9 protein-coding genes, 1 tRNA gene, 1 pseudogene and 1 CRISPR repeat array (1 of these 12 only partly in view) are annotated in these 15,186 nt (G+C 71.5%); of the genes and pseudogenes, 5 read left to right on the top strand and 6 right to left on the bottom strand.

Annotation, left to right across the window (positions count from 1 at the left end; genetic code table 11):
- Positions 1 to 168: a CRISPR direct-repeat array (repeat unit 30 nt; unit sequence CGTCCTTATCTACCCGAGAGGGTTCGCAAC); it reaches 252 nt to the left of the window's first position.
- 1,871 nt (positions 169 to 2,039) lie between these two features.
- Positions 2,040 to 3,290, top strand: a complete 1,251-nt coding sequence (locus JK364_RS27275) for a tyrosine-type recombinase/integrase (RefSeq protein WP_201853947.1) — start codon at positions 2,040 to 2,042, stop codon at positions 3,288 to 3,290.
- On the opposite strand, the gene JK364_RS27270 is transcribed toward JK364_RS27275, so the two are convergent.
- Positions 3,253 to 3,329: transfer RNA gene (locus JK364_RS27270), tRNA-Pro, on the bottom strand. The genes JK364_RS27275 and JK364_RS27270 overlap by 38 nt on opposite strands.
- A 225-nt stretch (positions 3,330 to 3,554) precedes the next feature.
- On the opposite strand from JK364_RS27270, the gene JK364_RS27265 reads away from it, so the two are divergent.
- Both JK364_RS27265 and JK364_RS27260 read left to right on the top strand, forming a co-directional pair.
- Positions 3,555 to 4,256: a thiamine pyrophosphate-binding protein gene (locus tag JK364_RS27265; RefSeq protein ID WP_201853946.1), complete on the top strand. Its 702-nt coding sequence runs from the start codon at positions 3,555 to 3,557 to the stop codon at positions 4,254 to 4,256.
- Between the two features lie 30 nt (positions 4,257 to 4,286).
- Positions 4,287 to 5,189 carry a transketolase family protein gene (locus JK364_RS27260; protein WP_201853945.1) on the top strand — a complete coding sequence of 301 codons (903 nt, stop codon included), beginning with the start codon at positions 4,287 to 4,289 and terminating at the stop codon, positions 5,187 to 5,189.
- A 16-nt stretch (positions 5,190 to 5,205) separates the two neighbouring features.
- On the opposite strand, the gene JK364_RS27255 is transcribed toward JK364_RS27260, so the two are convergent.
- Positions 5,206 to 6,156 carry an alpha/beta fold hydrolase gene (locus tag JK364_RS27255; RefSeq protein ID WP_201853944.1) on the bottom strand — a complete coding sequence of 317 codons (951 nt, stop codon included), beginning with the start codon at positions 6,154 to 6,156 and terminating at the stop codon, positions 5,206 to 5,208.
- A gap of 359 nt (positions 6,157 to 6,515) precedes the next feature.
- Between JK364_RS27255 and JK364_RS27250 the strand changes: the two genes are divergently transcribed.
- The gene (locus tag JK364_RS27250; protein ID WP_201853993.1) at positions 6,516 to 9,794 is read left to right on the top strand and encodes an amidohydrolase family protein; all 3,279 of its coding nucleotides are present in this window, start codon (positions 6,516 to 6,518) and stop codon (positions 9,792 to 9,794) included.
- A 185-nt stretch (positions 9,795 to 9,979) separates the two neighbouring features.
- On the opposite strand, the gene JK364_RS55565 is transcribed toward JK364_RS27250, so the two are convergent.
- Both JK364_RS55565 and JK364_RS55560 read right to left on the bottom strand, forming a co-directional pair.
- Entirely contained in the window at positions 9,980 to 10,876 is an 897-nt protein-coding gene (locus tag JK364_RS55565; RefSeq protein WP_443732265.1) for a Vgb family protein, read from the bottom strand.
- 33 nt (positions 10,877 to 10,909) lie between these two features.
- Positions 10,910 to 11,623, bottom strand: a pseudogene (locus tag JK364_RS55560) (alpha/beta hydrolase fold domain-containing protein); the annotation flags it as partial.
- Positions 11,624 to 11,841: 218 nt separating this feature from the next.
- Between JK364_RS55560 and JK364_RS27240 the strand changes: the two are divergent.
- On the top strand, positions 11,842 to 12,501 hold the full coding sequence (locus tag JK364_RS27240; RefSeq protein ID WP_201853942.1) for a TetR/AcrR family transcriptional regulator: 660 nt from the start codon (positions 11,842 to 11,844) through the stop codon (positions 12,499 to 12,501).
- 23 nt (positions 12,502 to 12,524) lie between these two features.
- Here the strand turns inward: JK364_RS27240 and JK364_RS27235 are convergent, their stop codons facing one another.
- The gene (locus tag JK364_RS27235; RefSeq protein WP_201853941.1) at positions 12,525 to 13,262 is read right to left on the bottom strand and encodes a helical backbone metal receptor; all 738 of its coding nucleotides are present in this window, start codon (positions 13,260 to 13,262) and stop codon (positions 12,525 to 12,527) included.
- Positions 13,263 to 13,338: 76 nt separating this feature from the next.
- Positions 13,339 to 15,015 (bottom strand): TROVE domain-containing protein, encoded by a 1,677-nt coding sequence (locus JK364_RS27230; protein ID WP_201853940.1) that lies wholly within the window; start codon positions 15,013 to 15,015, stop codon positions 13,339 to 13,341.
- Positions 15,016 to 15,186 lie beyond the last annotated feature (171 nt).

Raw genomic sequence — 15,186 nt, 5'->3', positions numbered from 1 at the left:
GGGCGCCCGTCCTTATCTACCCGAGAGGGTTCGCAACAGCAGCTGCTGAAGGGCTTCCTCGAGGGCGGCCCGTGTCCTTATCCACCCGAGAGGGTTCGCAACCACACGCGATGGTGGACGCCTTGTGGCGCCGTGGCGAGTTCTCATCCACCCGAGAGGGTTCGCAACATGTCCGGGGTGCCCTGGGGGAGCGCCTGGATATCGGTGGTCCTCATCCCCACCCGAATGGGTTCGCAACACGTCTTGCGTGCCGCAGAGGAACGGCCGGAGCGCGGCCTCATCCACCCGAGCGGGTTCGCAACCCCGCAACCGGGTCTGGGTCGCACGTCGGCGCCTGCAGTCGTCATCCGCCCAAGAGGGTTCGCAACCCGTGCTCCCTCAGGAGTCGGACGAGGCCGCCGATGTCCTCATCCACCCAAGAGGGTTCGCAACACGCGCCGGGTGTGTCCGTGGCCCTCGGGGCAGCGGGTCCTCATCTACCCGAGAGGGTTCGCAACGACGGGGCATACCCCAGCCCCCACTGCTGCTGGACGTCCTCATCCACTCGAGAGGGTTCGCAACGGATGCACCCCGTCTCGAGCGAGAATGGCACCCTCGTGTCGTCATCCACCCAAGAGGGTTCGCAACATCACCTTGGGGGTCTGGCGTCCGGGCAGGATGAGGTCGTTATTCGCCCAAGTGGGGTTCGCAACATGTAGACCACGTTCTTGACGTAGTCCACCCACATAGTCCTCATCAGCCCTGGAGGGTTCGCAACTCCCGTTCCAGCGCCAGTACACGGCCGATGCACCTGTCCTTATCAGCCGTGGAGGGTTCGCAACGGGAGGTCGTTCCAGGCGAAGAACTGCGTGGTCACGGGTCCTGATCCACCCGAGAGGGTTCGCAACCGGAGGTTGGTGTCGGCGCCGCAGTAGCGGCACGGCGTCCTCATCCACCCGAGAGGGTTCGCAACAGGTACTGGCGCAGCGCGGCGTAGGTGTCCTGGTGTCCTCATCCACCCGAGAAGGTTCGCAACACGATGTACAGACCACTGTCACGCGGCTCGGTATTGGCGTCGTCATTCACCCAAGAGGGCTCGCAATGTGCCGTACTCCACCCAACGGGCATACGGCATCGCGGTCGTCATTCACCCAAGAGGGTTCGCAACACGGACGGGTTCACGGTCATGCCGCCACCGCCTCGGCGTTCCTTATCCACCCGATAAGGTTCGCAACTCGGCACCGGCATGCGCTGGAGCGAGCCCACCGCCCTCGGTGCTCATCCACTCGAGAGGGTTTGCAATCTGCGGGCGTGGGCGAGCCCGCACGCCACCGGGCCGATGTCCTCATCCACCCGAGAGGATCGCAACCCGGTGAACGCGAAGGTGTGGCATGCCCTGGGGCAGGGCGCGACGGTCGTCCGCCCAGGCGATCGAGGATCACAAAAGCTGCGCCTGCCAGTCCGGCACGTAGGGTCCGTGGCGGTCCTGTGGGGTGGCCGAGGACCGCGACAAGCGTCCTATCAACCGCGCGGTGGCTGCCGAGAGGCGTGGCCCGGTTACGCAGCACAGCAACACAGAATGGTTATGCGCCTCAGACGGCGATCACAAGATCAACATACAGGGGGCTGACTGGTCGTGATCGTCTGCGCATTTGGCACACTTTTTTCGAGGTAACGTGCTTCCCACGCATGAGCACTGGCTACCCCGCACTTGTTCGCCCCACCAGGGGATCGCCGCAGGTCAGGAGGGCCACAGATCCTATTGTGGTCGCATGTGGTCGCAGGATTACCCAGGCCGTGAGCGACAATGGGCGTAGCGGTTCAATGTGCAACTTTTGGAAGCGATCATCATGCGCTCCGCCACGGCTCGCGGGCGTGTCTACCGCCGGTGCGGCTGCCGGGACCAGCGGGACAAGCAGCTCGGCTCGCGCTGCCCACGGCTCCCTGACGAGCCTGATCACGGCACCTGGACCTTTGCCGTCGATCTCCCCTCGCCTGCTCATCACCGCCGTACCGTTCGCCGCGGCGGCTTCCCCACGCAGAACGATGCCTCGGAGGCCATGCAGCGGCTGGTCGCCAGCGACGGCGAGGGGTTCTTCGCCGATCCGAGCCAGACGGTCGGCGACTACCTAACTGCCTGGCTCCAGGCCAAGGCCATAACTCTGAAACCGACCACCATGGCCCGCTATCGCGCCTACGTCCAGGCCGACCTCGTCCCCGCCCTCGGACACATCAAGCTCGACGACCTCGGCTACGCACACATCGCCGCCTTCGTACGGAACCAGTTCGCCCACGGCCGCGGGCCGGTCACCGTTCACCGGATCCTGGCCACCCTCTCCAGCGCGCTGGGCGAGGCCGTCAGACACCATCGCCTCGACCGGAACCCCGCCCGGCCCACGATCATCCCCCGCCCCGCGGCAGCCGAACGCCACATCTGGACCGTCCAGGAAGCCCTCGCCTTCCTGCGGTACAGCCATACGGTCGACCCGCTCATGGCCGACTTGGTCGAGCTGCTGATCGGCACCGGCATCCGCAAGGGAGAAGCTCTCGGACTGCGCTGGGAGGACGTCCACCTCGATGAGCGCGTCCTCTATATACGCCGCACGCTCTCCGCGATCGACAACAACCAGCTCGCGCTGACCACGCCCAAGACCCGCGGTAGCAAGAACTGGGTCGCCGTCTCCGACCGCGTCGCCACCGCCCTCCGCCACCGTGCCCGGGAGAAGTGTTCCTCGACAGCGCAGGGGCTCCGGGGCGACTTCGTCTTCCACCAACCCGACGGCAGGCCGCTCCACCCGCAATACGCACTCAACCGCTTCCACCTACTGTGCCGAGACGCCCACGTCCCCCGCACAACACTTCACGACCTCCGCCACCTCGCGGCCACCATCTCGATCAACGCCAGCGTCCCACTGACCGTGGTCTCGAAAACCCTGCGCCACTCGACACTGTCCACCACCGCGAACATCTACAGCCACCTCACCGCGCAAGCAGCACGCGCAGCAGTTGACGCCATCGACAAAACCCTCACCCAGGCCGCCCGGCCGACCACTCCCCCACAGCCCATACCGGCAGCGCGACCACACTGCGACCACATTCCGAAACGGCACAACCAGGTGACCATCATCAGACGGCCCACAGAAGCCACGAGTTACAGCAGCCCGGCCCCGAAACGCTCGGGGGCATGCGACCACCTTGCGACCACAAGCCGACAAAACGTCAGAAAGGTCGTTCCCTCACTTCGAGGAAACGACCTCCGACCTGCGAAAACGCTGGTCGGGACGACAGGATTTGAACCTGCGACCCCTTGACCCCCAGTCAAGTGCGCTACCAAGCTGCGCCACGTCCCGGTGCTCGTTCGGCTTGGGCTCTCCCTCGCCGACCGCGCATGAAGAACAATACCGCACTTCAGGGAATGGTCGCTGCCACCCCGGGCGGAGGTCGGGAGTCCGGCGGGACCAGCTGGGGTGTTCACCTAGTGGGGTCGGGTCATTGCACACTGTCACCCGGGGAGGCGAGGGGCGGCGCGCGCAAGGGCTTGACTTGAAGTTTGGTTTAAGTTGCACGCTCGGAGCATGACCTTCACTGACGTTCACACCGGGTACGGGTACGACGATCTTCCTCGGCTGATGAGTCTGATGACCGGGGACGAGAAACACGGGCCGGCCGCTACCTCGACGCTGGACGCGCTCTGGGTGCTCTACGACCGTGTGCTGCGGGTTTCGGCGGAGGGCGGGGAGGCGCCGGAGCGGGATCGGTTTTTGCTGTCCAAGGGGCATGGGCCGATGGCGTACTACGCGGTGCTTGCCGCCAAGGGGTTCTTTCCCGAGTCGCTGCTGGCGGGGTTCGGGGCGTATGACTCGCCGCTGGGGCACCATCCGGATCGGGTGCTGGTGCCGGGGGTCGAGATCAGCAGTGGGTCGCTCGGGCATGGGTTGCCGCTGGCCGTGGGGAGTGCGCTCGGGTTGGGGGCGCAGGGGGTCTCCGGGGCGGTGGTCTGGGTGCTCATTGGTGATGCCGAGCTGGACGAGGGCAGCAATCACGAGGCGATCGCGTACGCCGGGGCCGTGGGGCTGGAGCGGTTGCACGCGGTTGTTATCGACAACGCCTCCGCCAGCCATGGGCGGCCCGGGGGCATCGCCGCGCGCTTCAAGGCCGCGGGGTGGTCCACGGCGACCGTGGACGGGCGTGATCACGAGGCGCTGTACGAGGCGTACACCGCGTCGCACCCGGGGCGGCCGCATGTCGTGGTGGCCCGGGTCGAGGCCAAGGTCTGATGCGATTCCAGAGTGAGAGGGACTGTTCTCATGGACACCATGCGTGAGCGTTTCGCCTCCGTCGTCTCCCGTCTCCTGGACGGCGATCCCCGGCTGGCCGTCGTGCTGGCCGAGATCGGTAAGGACGGCTTCACGGACGCGGCCCGGGCGCATCCCGACCGGGTGATCAATGTAGGCATCCGCGAGCAGCTGCTGGTCGGCGTCGGCGGTGGACTGGCCCTGACCGGGATGCGGCCGGTTCTGCACACCTTCGCCAGCTTTCTGATCGAGCGACCCTTTGAGCAGGTCAAGCTGGACTTCGGGCATCAGGGCGTGGGCGGGGTGCTGGTGAGCGCGGCCGGTTCGTACGACTGGCCGGCGGGCGGCTACACCCATATGGCGCCCGGCGATGTGGCCCTGCTGGACACGCTCGACGGCTGGACCGTCCATGTGCCCGGCCATCCGGACGAGGCCGAGACCCTGCTGCGGGACGCGGCCGCGGCCGGTGACGACTCGGTGTACGTACGGCTGTCGGCGCACTCCAACTCCGCCCCGCGGGACATCGTCCCCGGCCACTTCCTGACCGTACGGGAGGGGCGCCGCGGTGTGGTGATCGCGGTTGGGCCGATGCTCGATGACGTCCTTACGGCCGTCGAGGGGCTCGACGTCACCGTGCTCTACGCCACGACTGTGCGGCCCTTCGATGAGCCCGCGGTGCGTACCGCCGCGGGGGCGGCGGCGGGTGGCGTCGATGTCGTGCTGGTCGAGCCGTATCTCGCGGGCACCTCGACCGCCGCCGTGAACGACGCGCTCGCCGATCGCCCGCATCGGGTGCTCGGCCTGGGCATTCCCCGGCGCGAGCTGCGCCGCTACGGCACGATCGACGAGCATCTCGCGGGGCAGGGGCTGGATCCGGTGGCGTTGCGCGAGCGGATCTCCGCCTTCCTGCGGTGAGGCCCGAATTCGACGTTCAGATGTGCTTTTCCAGCCAGGTCAGCAGGTCCTGCTGGACCTCGTCCCGGTTGGTCTCGTTCAGGATCTCGTGCCGGGCCCCCTGGTACCCCCTCCAGGTCAGCTCCCGCGTGCCGCCGTAGCGGAAGTCCTCCAGGAGTTCGTAGACGAGCGTCATCCCCTGGTTGCACGGGTCCTCGGTGCCCACCGCCACATGCACCGGCAGCCCGGCCGGGATACGGGCCTGGTGGCGCGGGTCGTTGATCTTACGGACGCCACGGACCCAGTCCTGGGACAGCCCGGCGCTGAACGCGAAGCCGCACCGCTCGTCCCCCGCGTACGTGGCCACCTCCGCCGCGTCGCGCGACAGCCACTCGAAACCGGTCCGGTCCTGGATGTGCTCGTACGGGTCGTTGAACGAGGCGAAGAGGGTCGGGGTGAAGGTGGACCGCTCGTTCCGGCCCCGTTCCGCGATCTCCTGGGCGATGCCCGCCAGCGCCTCCTCGGTCTCGGTACCCGGGAGTGAGCGGAAGGTCCCGGAGAGGATCAGCCCGGCCAGCTCCTCGCCGTACTCCTGGGCGCAGTCGCGGGCCAGCATCGAGCCCATGCTGTGGCCGAGCAGGACCAGGGGCGCGCGGGGGTGCGCGGCCCGCGCGCGGTCGCCGATGGCGCGCAGGTCCGAGACGATCGCCCGCCAGCCGTCGCCCTCCTCGCCCACGACGCCGAAGCCGCCCGTCGAATCGGCGGTGGCTCCGTGGCCGCGATGGTCCGAGGCGACCACCGCATACCCGTGGGCGGCGAGGAAGCGGGCGAACCGGTCGTAGCGCCGGGCGTGCTCCGCGGCGCCGTGGGCGATCTGGACGATCGCGCGCACGGCGCCGTTCTCCGGCAGCCAGCTGTAGGTCACGACCCGCACACCGTCGGGCATGGGCAGATGGTCGGTGCGGTGGGTGATACCGCCGTCGGGCATGCCGTCTCATCTCCTGGCTCGAATCGATCTGGTGCGAATCGATCTGGTGCGCATGATCTGGTGCGAATGATCTCGTGCGTTGGAAGCCCACTCTCCCTTTGCCTGGCCCGCAAGCCAAGGGCATCGACGCGGTCCTGTCCTCCGGGGCGCGGGGTGTGTAACGATCAAGGGCTTGGTACCGCGTATCGACTGCCGATCCATACAACTCCCTTGTTCCAGGAGGACCGTTGGACTCGCACGACGCTTCGCTCTCCACCAGCTCCCCCAACTCCCCAGGTTCGAGAGGCACTTCCGGGTCGCCCAACTCCCTTGATTCGACGGACGCTTCCGGTTCGCCCGCCACAGCGGATGTTTTCGCCCTGTCGCGGCGGCGCTTTCTGCAGGCCGCCGCCGTGGGGACCGCCGCTGCCACCGCGGCCACCCTGCCCTTCGAGACGGCCGCCGCCGCACCGGCCCGGGCGGGCTCGCTCTCCTTCACCGCCGCCACCAACGGCGCGGCGACCCTCTCCCCGTCCGGCGACCGCCTGATCGCCGAGGTCCAGAACGTCCTGTGGTCGGTCGCCCGTAAGGGTGGCGAGGCCGTCGCGCTCACACCGGCCGATCTGGAGCCCACCCGGCCGGTGTACTCCCCCGATGGAAAGCTGCTGGCCGTCTGCGCCTACCGGGGCGGCGGATTTCATATCTGGACGCTGCGGCCCGACGGCTCCGGTTTGCGGCAGCGAACGGACGGGCCGTGGGACGACCGCGGTCCGGCCTGGTCGCCCGACGGCACCCGGATCGCCTTCGCCTCCGAGCGCGGCGGCGACCCCGTGGCGGGCAGCCCGTACCGGATCTGGGTGCTGGAGGTGGCCAGCGGTGAGCTCACCCGGCTCACCGGAATGGACGGCCAGGACGGGCCACTCCAGGACGGCGCATGGGAGGACTTCGACCCCACCTGGTCGGCGGACGGCGAGCGGGTGCTGTTCGTGCGCGGAGCGCTCGCCGGGACGGCGCTGAACGCCCGTACGGTGGCCTCCGTACGGGCCGACGGCACCGGACCGGTCACGGCCGAGCACACGGATCCCACCGCCAACGCCCAGGTGATGACGCCGTCCGTGTCGGCGGGCGGCCATCTCGCCTATCTGCGCACCACGGCCGCTCCCGCCGCCTCCTGCACGCTGGTCGTGAACGGGGAGCCGGCGGCGATCACGGGCGATGTGCAGCCCGTGCCGCCCCGTTGGGTGTCGCGGGATGAGCTGCTGCTCACCGTGGACGGGCGGTTCCGGGTGTTCCGGGTGCCCTCGGCGATGCGGTCCGGCGCCGAGGGAGACGCTGCCGGCGAGAACACCGCCCGGGCCGGGCGCGCCGGTGAGGGTGGTGACCGTAAGGCGCTTGCCTACGAGGAGATCCCCTTCTCCGCCACCCTCCCCGTCGACCGGCCCCGGTATCGCGTCAAGCGGTACGACTTCGACGGTGGCGGGGTGCGGCCGGTGCGCGGGCTGCATCTGCCCGCGCTCTCTCCCGACGGCCGTAAGGTGGCCTTCGCCGCCCTCAACTCCCTCTGGGTCGCCGATGTCTCCGGCGGCCGGGCCCCGCGCCGGGTCGTACGGGCGGCCCCCACCCGGTATCTGCTGGCTCCCACCTGGACGCCCGACGGGCGCGCCCTGGTGTACGCCGACGACCGCGACGGGCTGCTGGCCGTGCGCCGCCGGGACCTGGCCTCGGGCGAGGAGACCGTGCTGGCCTCCGGTGGCCGGGTGCATCCGGCGCTCTCCCCCGACGGCAAGCGGCTCGCCAGTGTCGACATGTCGGGAAACCTGGTTCTGCGCGATCTCGACGCCGGTACGGAACGGGTGCTCGCCGCGCCGATGGGCGCCGGGGGGCTGCCGGGCCGGCCGAGCTGGTCGCCCGACGGGCGCTATGTCGCCCTGTGCGATCGCAATCGCCTGAACCAACGGTTCCGCGAGGGCTACAACCTGATCCGGGTGATCGACGTCAGCACGGGCGCGGCCAGGCAGCACGCCGTCGCACCGCACACCTCTCTCTCCGACCGCTATGACTCCGGACCGGTCTGGTCCCCCGATGGCCGCCATATGGCGCTCATCGTCGAGTCCGCCCTGTGGCTGCTGCCGGTAAGGGCGGATGGCACCCCCGACGGCGCGCCGCGCCGGCTGACCGACGAGGCCGCCGACCACCCCTCCTGGTCCGGGGACTCCCGCAGCGTCCTGTATCTGTCGGCGGGCCGGCTGCGGCTGCTGGACGTCAAGAGCGGCACCGCCCGGACGGTCCGTGTCCCGCTGGACCACCGGCGGCCGCGCCCCGCGGACACCGTCGTCCACGCCGGGCGGTTCTGGGACGGCACCGGCGGCGAGGGCGGCGGAGCCGGTCGTGACGGCCGTAAGGGCGGCACGGTCCGTGAGGACGTGGACATCGTGGTGCGCGGCGGACGCATCGCGGCCGTGGCGGAGCACCGGGCCGGGCGGCCCGCGAAGCGGCGCGTCGACGCCTCCGGCCGCACCGTCATCCCCGGGCTGTGGGACGCCCACACCCACCCCTGGCAGTACACCTATGGCGGCCGTCAGACCGCCCTTCAGCTCGCGTACGGCATCACCACCGCGGTCTCCCTCGGCGGGTTCGCCTATGAGCAGGCGCGCCTCAGGGAGGCCGTCGCGGCGGGCGCCCTGGCCGGGCCGCGGCTGCTGGCCACCGGCGAGCTGCTGGACGGGCCGCGCGTCGCGTACAGCATGGGCCGGGCGCATCGCACCCGCGAGGGGCTGCGGCGATCCCTGGCGCGCGGTGCCGCGCTCGACTGGGACTTCGTCAAGACGTATGTGCGCGCACCGGGTTGGATCATGGAGGAGGCGGCCCGGTTCGCGCATGAGCGGCTCGGCGTGCGCACCGGCAGCCATCTGTGCTCACCCGGCATACAGCTCGGGCAGGACCTGACGACGCATCTGCAGGCCACCCAGCGGCTGGAGTACGGCCACGCCACGACGGCGACCGGGCACTCCCAGCAGGACCTGGCGGAGATCTACACCGCGACCTCCGACTTCCGGCTCATCGCCACGCCGTTCACGGCCTCGCCCCTGGTCGGGGCGGACCCCTCGCTGGCGGAGGACGAGCGGGTCACCCGGCTGATGCCGCCGTGGGACACCGCGCTCGTACGGCAGCTCGCCGGAGCGCCCCCGACCTCGGACCAGCTGAACACGCTGCGCATAGAGATCGGGGTCTACCAGCGGATCCTCGCCGGGGGCGGGGTGGTGGCCCTGGGGACGGACCAGCCGCTGGTGCCGGTGGGCCTCCATCTGCACATGGCGCTGCGCGCCCTGCACCGGTTCGGGCTGTCGCCGGAGGAGGCGCTGCGCACGGCGACCGTCCTCCCGGCACGGGCCTTCGGCGCCGACCGCGACCTGGGCACCCTGGAGGTCGGCAAGCTGGCGGACCTGACCGTCGTGGACGGCGATCCCTTCACGGACTTCGACACGCTGGTACGGACGGTGTCGGTGCTGCGGGGCGGGGTGCCGTACGAGCAGCGCGAGCTGGTCGAGTCCTTCCCCGGGGCCGGTGCCGCGGCGGCACCGCACGGGAAGTCGGCGGATGAGTGGCTGGAGGTGGGGCGGCTGCTGCGGCGTGACTCCTGCTGCTCGGTGGACGGCTGAGGGTGTTGGGGGGCGGGGCGGGGGCTTCGGCTCCTGGCCCGCCTCAGCCCGGCCTCCGGCCTCCGGCCCGCCCGTGCCTGGCCGGAGGCCTATGCCCGGCCTCCGGCCCGCCCGGCCTCGTCCTTGCGCCGGCCCCCGGCCCGCGTGCCCGCCGAGGGCCACGCCGAGCCAGGTGTCCGGAAAGGTCAGCGGGGGACGTCGATCCTGGCCAGGGCTCCCGTCTCCAGGGCGCACCACAGCGCGCCGTCGTGCGCGGCGATGCCGTGCGGTTCGCAGTCGGCCCGGGGCAGGTCGTACGCCGTGATCCGGCCGTCCGTGGTGATGCGCCCGACTCCGCCGCGGCCCCATTCGGTGAACCACAGCGCCCCGTCCGGGCCGCTGGTGATGGCGTGTGGCCGGGCCTGCCGGTCGGGCAGCGGGTACTCGGTGACGGTGCCGTCAACCGTGATGCGGCCGATCTGGCCCGCGCCGATCTCGGTGAACCACAGGGCGCCGTCCGGCCCTTGGGCGAGGCCCACCGGCGCGGCTGCCTCGGTCGGCAGGGGGTGGGCGGTCGTCCGGCCGTCCATGGTGATCCGGCCGATGGCGTTGCCCTGGTTGAGGGTGAACCACATGGCGCCGTCGGGCCCCGCCGCCATGGCGGACGGGAAGGCTCCGGGAGCGGGGTACTCGGTGATGTCGCCGTCCATCGCGATCCGCCCGATGCGGTCGGCGGCCGACAGCGTGAACCATATGGCCCCGTCCGGGCCCGCGGCGATCCCGTACGGCCCGCCGTCGGCGGTCGGCGGGGCGAAGGAGGAGGTCGTGCCGTCCACCGCGATCCGGCCGATGCGGTGGGTGCCGTACTCGCTGAACCACAGGGCGCCATCGGGCCCTTGGGCGATCATCGTCGGCTTGGCTCCGACGGAGTGGACGGTGATCCGGCCGTCGGCGTCCCTGCGGCCGATCGCGCCCTGGTGTACCAGCGTGTACCACAGGGCGCCGTCGGGGCCGTCGGTGAGCGCGTAGGGGCCCGCGTCCGGGTCGCTGACGGTGAAGACGCGGACCGGGTCGGCGAGCCACCGGCCGATCCGGTCCAGCAGCACCTCGCCCGGCTCGGACAGGTGGAAGGCGTGCGGCAGGCCCTCGTACTCCTCCAGGCGCACGCTCACCCCGGCGGCTTCCGCCGCCTCGGCGAAGCGGCGGGCGTCGTCCAGGAGCACCTCGTCCGTGCCGACGGCGATCAGCAGCGGCGGCAGCCCGCGCGGATCCCCGTACAGCGGCGACTGCGGGGCCCGGTCGGCGGGCGCGCCGGCCAGGTACTGGGCGCTTATGGAGCCCAGCGCGGCCCGGCTCAGTACGTCCTTACCGTCGTTGGCGGCGATCGACGCACCCGTAAGGGCGAAGTCGGTGACGGGTGAGACCACGATCGCGGCACCGGGCCGCGGACCGCCGGTCCGCTGGATCTCCAGCAGGGCGGAGAGCACCAGCGTGGCCCCGGCCGACTCCCCGGCGAGAACGACCTCGGCGGCCGGGACGCCCTCGTCCAGCACACCGCGCCAGGCGGCCAGCACGTCCTCGAGCGCCGCGGGATACGGGTGTTCGGGCGCCAGCCGGTAGTCCACCCGCAGGGCGGGGCGTCCGGTCGCCTTCGACAGCCGATAGGCCATCACCCGCTCGGCCTCGGGCATCGTATGGGCGAACCCCCCGCCATGCACATAGATCACCGCGCCGCCGCGGGCGCCGGGCGCGCGGATCCAGTCGCCCCGCACCTCGGCGTCGTCCGGGAGCGGGGCGGCGATCAGCGCGTCGGGGCGGTCGCGGACCGCTCGGGCCGCCTCGGGCGGCATGGGAACGGCGATGACGTTCGGCAAACGGTCCTCCGTCGTGGGTGGTCGGGACTCGCGGGGCAGCGGGCTCACCGGGGAGGCAGGCTCACCGGGGAAGCGGGCTCACCGGGGAGGCGGGCTCATCTCCCTCGCGAGGAAAAGTTACGGCGGACGCAAAGTTAGGATCGTCGCGTATTGCGCGTCAACATAAATATGCTACGAGGGTAAGATTTGGGGTCATGGATATCGAGTCGAGCACCACGACGGACCCCGCGGCCACCGGCCTGCGCGAGGCCAAGAAGCGTGAGACGCGGCAGTTGATCTCCGACCGGGCCACGGGGCTCTTCATGGCGCAGGGCTTCGAGCGCACCACCATCGCCGAGATCGCCGACGCCGCGCGCGTGGCCAAGAAGACGGTGACCAACTACTTCCCGCGCAAGGAGGATCTGGCCCTCGACCACCAGGACGAGTTCGTCACCGGCCTGGCCCGCGCCGTAGCCGCCCGGGAGCCCGGCGAATCCGCCTTCGTGGCCCTGCGGCGCGCCTTTCTCACCGCCGTCGCCGCGCATGATCCGGTCGCCGGTTTCGCCGGGCCGGAGTTCACCCGCATGATCGCGGAGAGCCCCACTCTCTCGGCCTGTCTGCGCGGCCTGCACGACCAGCGCGAACAGGCCCTGGCCGTCGCTCTCGCCGCGGCGACCGACGCCGCCCCCGGTGACATCACCGCGCGCACGGCCGCGTCCCTGCTCACCGGGGTCCATCGCGTCCTGTTCCGCCGGATTCTGGACCTCACGCTCGCGGGGCACACCAACCCGGAGATCACGGCGATCCTCGAACCGGAGGCCACCCGGGCGTTCGCCCTGCTCGAACCGGCCCTCGCCGACTACGCGCGGGCCTGAGGCCGCGCCCGGCCCTCATACAGTCAGCGCGCCGCCGCCAACGCGGCCGTAAGGACGGCGGGCGCCTCCGCCAGCGAGGGGCCGTACCAGGTGAGGTGACGGCCGCTGACCAGGGCAGCCGGGCAGCCGGGGAACGCCTCGGGGCCGTCGTCGGCCGTGAAGCGGTACGGCTCGTCGGGCAGCACCACCAGATCCGCCTCCCCCGCCGTCAGCTCCTGGATCGGGATCCGCGGATAACGCTCGGGATGCGCGCTGTAGAGGTGCCGTACGCCCAGCCGGGCCAGGACGTCACCGGCGAAGGTGTCCCGGCCCAGCACCATCCACGGACGCCGCCACACCGGTACGACGGCGTGCCGCACCGGGCCTCCGGCCCGTACGTCCGCCCAGGCGGCCTCGGCCTCGTCCAGCCAGCCGGGCCGGGCCAGTCCGCAGCCGCGCACCAGGACCCGCTCCAGCTCGGTGAACGCCTGCTCCAGGGTGCGCACTTCGGTCACCAGGACCTCGAGACCGGCGGCGCGCAGCGCGGCGAGGTCGGAGGGGCGGTTCTCCTCCTCGTTGGCGATCACCAGGTCGGGGGCGAGGGCGGCGATCCGGGCGGTGTCGGGGTTCTTGGTGCCGCCGATCCGCTCCGCGGTGAGGCCGGGCGGATGGGTGCACCAGTCGGTCGCCCCGACGAGCAGCTCCGGCGCGGTGGCGGCGACCGCCTCGGTGAGCGAGGGCACGAGGGACACCACGCGCCGTACGGGGGTGCGAGGGCTCATCGCTCCACCGTACGCCGCGACGAGGCGTGCCCTACGCCCGGCCACCTCAACGCCCACGCGCCCCAACCGGACGCCCCTACACCCGTCCCCGCCCCAATGCCCGCGCTCCTACGCCCGGCCGCCCCAACGCCGCCTCCTGCAGCGTCTCCCACGGCCAGACGGCCCGGCCGCCACGCCCACCGCGGCCGCCACCGCCATCGCCGTCGCCGTAGCCCTCCGACAGCAGCCCGACCATCGTGAACAGCTTGTCGCTGAAGCCGCCGATCTCGTACCGGTTCGGCCGACCGGTGTCGATGGATGTGGCCCCGTAGCCGGTGGTGTTGACGCCGAACACCGGCGCCCGCGCCGGAACGGCCTCCGAGACCGGAACGGACCGGCCGCGGCGCGCCTCCGCGAACGCCTGCATATCCGAGACGATCACCACCCGGTCGTGGCCGCGGTAGGCCGCCCGCAGCGCCGTACCCGTCTCCGTGCCGTGCCCGACCTCGCCGATCCGCGCGCGGAACGCCTCGATGTCGCGAAGCACCGAACCGCCCGGGGTCAGCCGGTGGCCGAAGTGCCCGGAGGCGAAGCCGACCAGGTCCACCTGGCAGCCGCGGTGCGCGAGCGCGACCCCGAAGAGCGCCCCGACGTCCACATGGCGCACCTGGGAGCGGCTCGAGACCCGCGTCTGCATCGAGCCGGAGGTGTCGACGAGCACGAGGGTGCGGCCCGGCAGCGCCGGGACGGCCGCCGTGGACGCGGTCAGCGCCCGGTCCAGGGCGTGGCCCCAGCGCAGCGACGGCGCGGCCCGGTACGCGGACAGGAAGCGGTACGGGAACTGGCGGGAGCGGGCCACCTCCGCCGGGTCGGCCAGCCGTGCCGCGACCCGGTCGGCGACCGCGTCCGGCAGCCCGGCCTGGTCGAAGTTGCGCAGATTCCGCAGCAGCGCCATGTAGCCCATGGAGGGCAGCACGGCCTGCCAGGCCGGCGCGTCCATCGGGCCCTGAAGCCAGCCCGCGAGCGCCTCCCACGTCATGCCCGCCTTACGGAGCGCGTCGGCGGCGTCCGGCCGCTCCAGCACGGCACGGCGCTCCCACTGCGGCAGGGCCGTCAGCCGGGTGCGGGCGCGCAGGGTGCGCAGCGAGACCGGGGGCGCGGCGTCCCGGTGGTGGCGGCGGTCGATGGCGTGCCGGAATAGCTCGCCCTGCCACGGCTTGTCGGGGTCCGGGGCGGCGTGCACCAGCTCCAGGACGTCGGCGAAGCGGAAGCCGTGGCGCTCGGTGTCGTACTTGAGCAGCGAGCGCTCGGTGTAGAGGCGGCGGACGGCGTCGGCGAGGCCGCGCTTGACCGGCTTGGGCAGCGCGCGGCCGTGGTGGGCGGTCCAGTAGGCGAGGAACTCACCGGGCTCGTCGGCGCGCAGGCACGCGGCGTCGACGATGGGGCGGTTGCCGCCGTGCAGCCCGGCCGCGAGACGTGCGGCGACGGCCTCGGCCGCGGCGACGAGCGACGCGGTGCGCATGAGGGCCTCGGCGCGCAGCCAGCCGATGAAGCGGGCGGTCCAGTCGGCGTCCTCGACGGCGACCGTACGGACGAGGGCGCGGAAGCGGTCGTCGCGGTCGTCGGAGGGTTCGTAGAAGGTCTGCTCGCCGACCATGTTCACCACGGCCAGCAGCACCAGTTCGGACTTGCTGTCGCGGGTGACGGCGGCGCCGCCCTCGTAGGTGGTCGCCGTGGCCCCGGCGCGCCGGAAGACGCGGTTGAACTTGGTCATGCGGTCATGCCTCTCCCCCGAGTGGGCATTGGGAGGAGGCGACGCGCCGGTGCGTCGGCGGCGCCTGAGGTCAGGAGTGGGCGGCGGACTGTTCTGGAAGGGAAGTAACCGCGGCCCGCGCACCAGGCGCTCCGATGCCACCGGTTTTCTCCGCCCGGCGCGGCACAGCGC

The organism is Streptomyces endocoffeicus, from assembly GCF_016741935.1.
GTDB classification, from domain to species: Bacteria; Actinomycetota; Actinomycetes; order Streptomycetales; family Streptomycetaceae; genus Streptomyces; species Streptomyces endocoffeicus.
The sequence above is the reverse complement of the archived record's forward strand: the minus strand, read 5'-3'. Positions and strand labels throughout refer to the sequence as shown.

Excerpts from the sequence above, each read along its gene's own strand:
- JK364_RS27275 (WP_201853947.1), top strand. The coding sequence starts at position 2,040 with ATGCAGCGGCTGGTCGCCAGCGACGGCGAGGGGTTCTTCGCCGATCCG.
- JK364_RS27265 (WP_201853946.1), top strand. The coding sequence starts at position 3,555 with ATGACCTTCACTGACGTTCACACCGGGTACGGGTACGACGATCTTCCT.
- JK364_RS27260 (WP_201853945.1), top strand. The coding sequence starts at position 4,287 with ATGGACACCATGCGTGAGCGTTTCGCCTCCGTCGTCTCCCGTCTCCTG.
- JK364_RS27255 (WP_201853944.1), bottom strand. The coding sequence starts at position 6,156 with ATGCCCGACGGCGGTATCACCCACCGCACCGACCATCTGCCCATGCCC.
- JK364_RS27240 (WP_201853942.1), top strand. The coding sequence starts at position 11,842 with ATGGATATCGAGTCGAGCACCACGACGGACCCCGCGGCCACCGGCCTG.
- JK364_RS27235 (WP_201853941.1), bottom strand. The coding sequence starts at position 13,262 with ATGAGCCCTCGCACCCCCGTACGGCGCGTGGTGTCCCTCGTGCCCTCG.
- JK364_RS27230 (WP_201853940.1), bottom strand. The coding sequence starts at position 15,015 with ATGACCAAGTTCAACCGCGTCTTCCGGCGCGCCGGGGCCACGGCGACC.